The 3,973-nt window shown below is 52.9% G+C and carries 3 protein-coding genes and 1 pseudogene; all 4 read left to right on the top strand.

Annotated elements, in window-relative coordinates; all coding sequences use genetic code 11:
* Positions 1-196, top strand: a pseudogene (locus RCH91_RS00170) (hypothetical protein); the annotation flags it as partial.
* Between the two features lie 177 nt (positions 197-373).
* The gene (locus RCH91_RS00175; protein WP_306532486.1) at positions 374-1,507 is read left to right on the top strand and encodes an IS91 family transposase; all 1,134 of its coding nucleotides are present in this window, start codon (positions 374-376) and stop codon (positions 1,505-1,507) included.
* A 324-nt stretch (positions 1,508-1,831) separates the two neighbouring features.
* Entirely contained in the window at positions 1,832-2,461 is a 630-nt protein-coding gene (locus RCH91_RS00180; RefSeq protein ID WP_306532487.1) for a hypothetical protein, read from the top strand.
* A 487-nt stretch (positions 2,462-2,948) separates the two neighbouring features.
* Complete coding sequence (locus tag RCH91_RS00185) at positions 2,949-3,752, top strand: hypothetical protein (protein WP_306532488.1); 804 nt, start codon at positions 2,949-2,951, stop codon at positions 3,750-3,752.
* Positions 3,753-3,973 lie beyond the last annotated feature (221 nt).

Here is a 3,973-nt window from a genome sequence, read left to right on the forward strand (position 1 = left end):
GATGCCTGGCGTAACCATCCAGCCCGACAGGCGTGCGCCCATCGAGGTCGGGTATGGTGAAACAGAACTGCGCGAACAGATCAAAGCCGCCGGCGGCTTCTGGAATGCCGAAAAAAGGGCCTGGATGCTTTCGTACCGCAAAATTCTTCAGATGGGCTTGGAGAATAGGATCATCGATGAAGAACTGGGTATGTAGTTCATACATCCATGAACCAGGCGCCCAGATATAGAAACCAGAAACCTGTATTTGGTAACGGCTACTGGATGTAGTAGCGGTGCCTACTTAACGTTGAGCAAATGATCAATAAAATCAGGATGTTATGTCACTTTTAGGTATTATAAAGTGAGCCTTCAGCAGATCATGGAGTACGGCTTGAAAACCGGATTCGGCGGTGCTTCGCTTCCCCCGCATATGTGGCGTGCGGCGCAACGGATCACTCTCTGCCGGACGGCAGCGCTCGGGGGACACGTTCAGGCGTGCCCTGAGGGGCACGGGGACCGGCACTGGTACAACTCCTGTAAGCATCGCTCCTGCCCAATGTGCAACTACACCTCCATCGAGCGATGGCTGGACCGGCAGAAGGCGCGGGTGCTGGACTGCGACTACTACCATGTCATTATCACCGTGGACAACGCGCTGGACCGTCTGTGGCTTGCCAACGTGCGGTCGATGACAGACATCCTGTTTCGCGCTGCGCGCGACACGGTTTTTGAGCTTTTGGGCGACCCGAAGTACCTTGGTGCGGAGCCCGGCATGACGATCGCGCTGCACACATGGGGGCAGATGCAGGGGCTGCATCCCCATGTACATTGCCTGGTGACCGGCGGCGGGCTTACGCCCGACGGCGCGTGGCGCGCCGTGAAGAACGGATTTCTCCTGCCCGGCCGGGTGGCGCGGGATCTGTTCCGGGGGAAGTTCATTGCCATGGTGCGGCAGGGGCTTGAGAGCGGCAAGCTGGCCGTGCCGACGGGGGAGCGGTTGCAACAGTCGCTGAATCTGCTGAACAAGCTGGGGCGCAAGAAGTGGAACGTCTGCATCCGGGAGCGCTACGCGCACGCCAGGGGCGTGTTGACGTATCTCGGGCGGTACATGCGGGGCGGATCGATCTCGAACCGGCGGATAGTGTCATGGGACGGAGAGACAGTGCGGTTCCGGTACAAGGATTACCGTGACGACGGCGGCAAACGGAAAGAGATGGAGCTGTCGCTTCATGATTTCGTACGCCGGGTGCTGATGCACGTACCGGAACCGGGGCAGAAAGTAGTGCGTTCGTATGGCATCTTCGCCGGCAGCCGCCGGGCGGACCTGAACCGCTGCCGGGAGTTACTCGGCCAGGGGCCGGTAGAGGAACCGGAATTTCTCGGCTGGCAGGAGTGCGTGGCGAAGTTCGGCGACAAGGACCCGAGCCGGTGCCCGGTGTGCGGAGCAAGAATGATCACGCGGGAGGTGTTCCGTCCTGATTTTCGGGATGGGCACAGGAAGGTTCCGCTGCCGGAGGCCGCGTAACCAACGAGGCGGGTCACTGGCATTGCCTGATAATGGAGTAGTCTGTCCTGAAGTCGGTAGAAAAGACAGGAAAAGGCAAAAAGGCTAATAAAGACCATAAAGAACCCCAAAAAAGGCAAAAAGAGTCGCCCTGCTCTGCAGCAACAAAACCATGACCGGCAAACAGCCCGTCAATCCGGAAGAATGAACACCGAGAAAACCCCATAGCCCAGCTACACCGCCGGGCTAAAGCTCAACCCGGGGATGGACGCGGACGGACGAAAACGCGTCGATGAAGCTGACGCGTTCCCGCCGCCGGTCATCCCCTAAGACGTTAGGTTGCTCATGGCCCAGTTCAATCCAAATCTGATCAACCGCTACATCGCACCTGGTATAGCAGACTTCACCAATGCGGTGATTCCAGACCTCCGGCCTGCATTTGCGCAGGCGGAGCACTGGCTTTCGAATCACTTCCTCAACAGCGCCTTTGGTGTCGGGTTTGCGGGCACCTGGAGGCAGTATGCGATAAACATGTTGAGTCGCGCGCAAGCTCAGTTTTCACTCTATCATCAAGCTCGAGACGCCACGCTGATATACTTAGAGAGAAGCACCCTCCATAATCCGGCCCTCCGCCACTACTTCTCGGCTGTCTTTCTGTGGGAATCCTGCTTCTTGAATTTGCAGATATTTATTGATCTCTATGCCAAGAGCGTGGGCATGAATGCATTTGACGCTGGCGATGGGTCTGAAGAGCAACGCGCCTACGACATTGCGAACGCTATCAAGCATTGGGGCGGGGTAATAAAGGCGCAGAAGCATGATGACAATCACACCATTCCTATGTGGCTATCGAACACCGGCTTCCATACCTATGCTTACTCACTGACCTATGGCGAGTTGGCGGCAATCACAACCGAGCTGGCCAAAACAGCCGATGACCTTCAACATCCAGCGTCATTCAAGAACCCAACCTAACCCATGGGTTAACTCAATCGTTAGAGGTCATCTGAGGCGTCAGAGCCGCACATTTGACAGGAAGGCAGTTACCTAACGGGCACTTCCAGGGGACCGGCTCTACGCGCCGGCCCCTGAAGCCTGACGTTGGATACTGAAGAGAATTGATAGAATGAACAGAACCTATTCAAAAATCATAAGAATACAAACGTGGAAGATTTTCATATTTGTTCTCTTTATAGGATTTCCTCTTGGGTTCCTCAAAATTTTTCAACTCCAGCATTCAGGAAAAGCCGACGACCTCGGCAGTTGGTATCGCGTTTACTGCTCATTCGCATATGTCGCACCTTATGCCCTTGGAGCTGCAATTCTACATAAACTCATCCGGTTAACTGTCAAGCATGACCCATGCTCTGGACAGGACGGCACTTCAGTAAAATGACGATGGTCGTCCAACGGGTACTTCCAGGTGACCGTCGCTTCGCGCCGGCCCCTGAAGCCTGACGTTATGTCCATTGATACAGATTTAGTACATATTATTAACGATATGATCTATGAACCAGTGGGTCATTGTATCTACTGTGGCAGTACTATGAGTCTGCAAAAGGAGCACATACTTCCCCTTGGCCTCAGCGGAACAGCCGTTTTGCCAAAAGCCTCTTGCTCTCATTGTGCCCGTATAACCGGCCAGCAAGAACAATTGGTGCTCAGAGGCCCATTTTGGCCAGTACGCGTGTTTAGGTCCCTGCATTCGAGAACAAAGCATCGCGATGCTCCTTCCCATTTTCCTATTACAATTGAACGCAATCATAAGGAAGAAGTAATAGAGTTACCGATCGAAGAATATCCTATTCTGCTGCATTTTCCTATTTTTCCACCCCCGGCCTTTCTTGAGCCTGACGGGTACACCAATGGAATACGGGTAACTGGTGTAGCAACTATTTCATTTGGTCCATCACCAGAAGAGGTCGGGAAAAATTATGGAGCAACAAGCATAAGCCTTAATCAGTCACTTCAACCAGTAGCTTTTGCCCGTGTACTGGCTAAAATTGCTTATTCTATGGCTGTCGCAGATAATGCACTGGCTCGCATAAAAGGTGATGTTCCTGTTTTACCAGCAATATTGGGTGAGAAGGATGACATAGGGATGTGGGTAGGCACCTTGCCTGACCCAATCAAAAAAATTGAAGGACACCTGCACCGTGTGACTTTCCATAGTGACATAAGCGCAGGCTTGCTTATTGCTGAAGTTCACTTATTCAGTGATTCAGAAACTCCAAGATATGGTGTCGTAATTGGTCAACTTCGCTAGTCAAAAGGTTCACATAACTCACACTTCCAGGGGACCGTCGCTACGCGCCGGCCCCTGAAGCCGCACGTTGGGTGGGTGGAAAATAAGAATATGAACTACGTAATATTAGGACTTGCAATTCTGATAATTGGAATTGGAATTATTCGCTATAGCAGCATGCTTAGTGCCGTTACGGTAATAGTTGGGTTAAGCATTATGATGAAGGGCAAGAAAGATTTCGA

It is taken from the genome of Geobacter sp., assembly GCF_030834625.1.
GTDB lineage: Bacteria > Desulfobacterota > Desulfuromonadia > Geobacterales > Geobacteraceae > Geobacter.

Excerpts from the sequence above, each read along its gene's own strand:
- RCH91_RS00180 (WP_306532487.1), top strand. The coding sequence starts at position 1,832 with ATGGCCCAGTTCAATCCAAATCTGATCAACCGCTACATCGCACCTGGT.
- RCH91_RS00185 (WP_306532488.1), top strand. The coding sequence starts at position 2,949 with ATGTCCATTGATACAGATTTAGTACATATTATTAACGATATGATCTAT.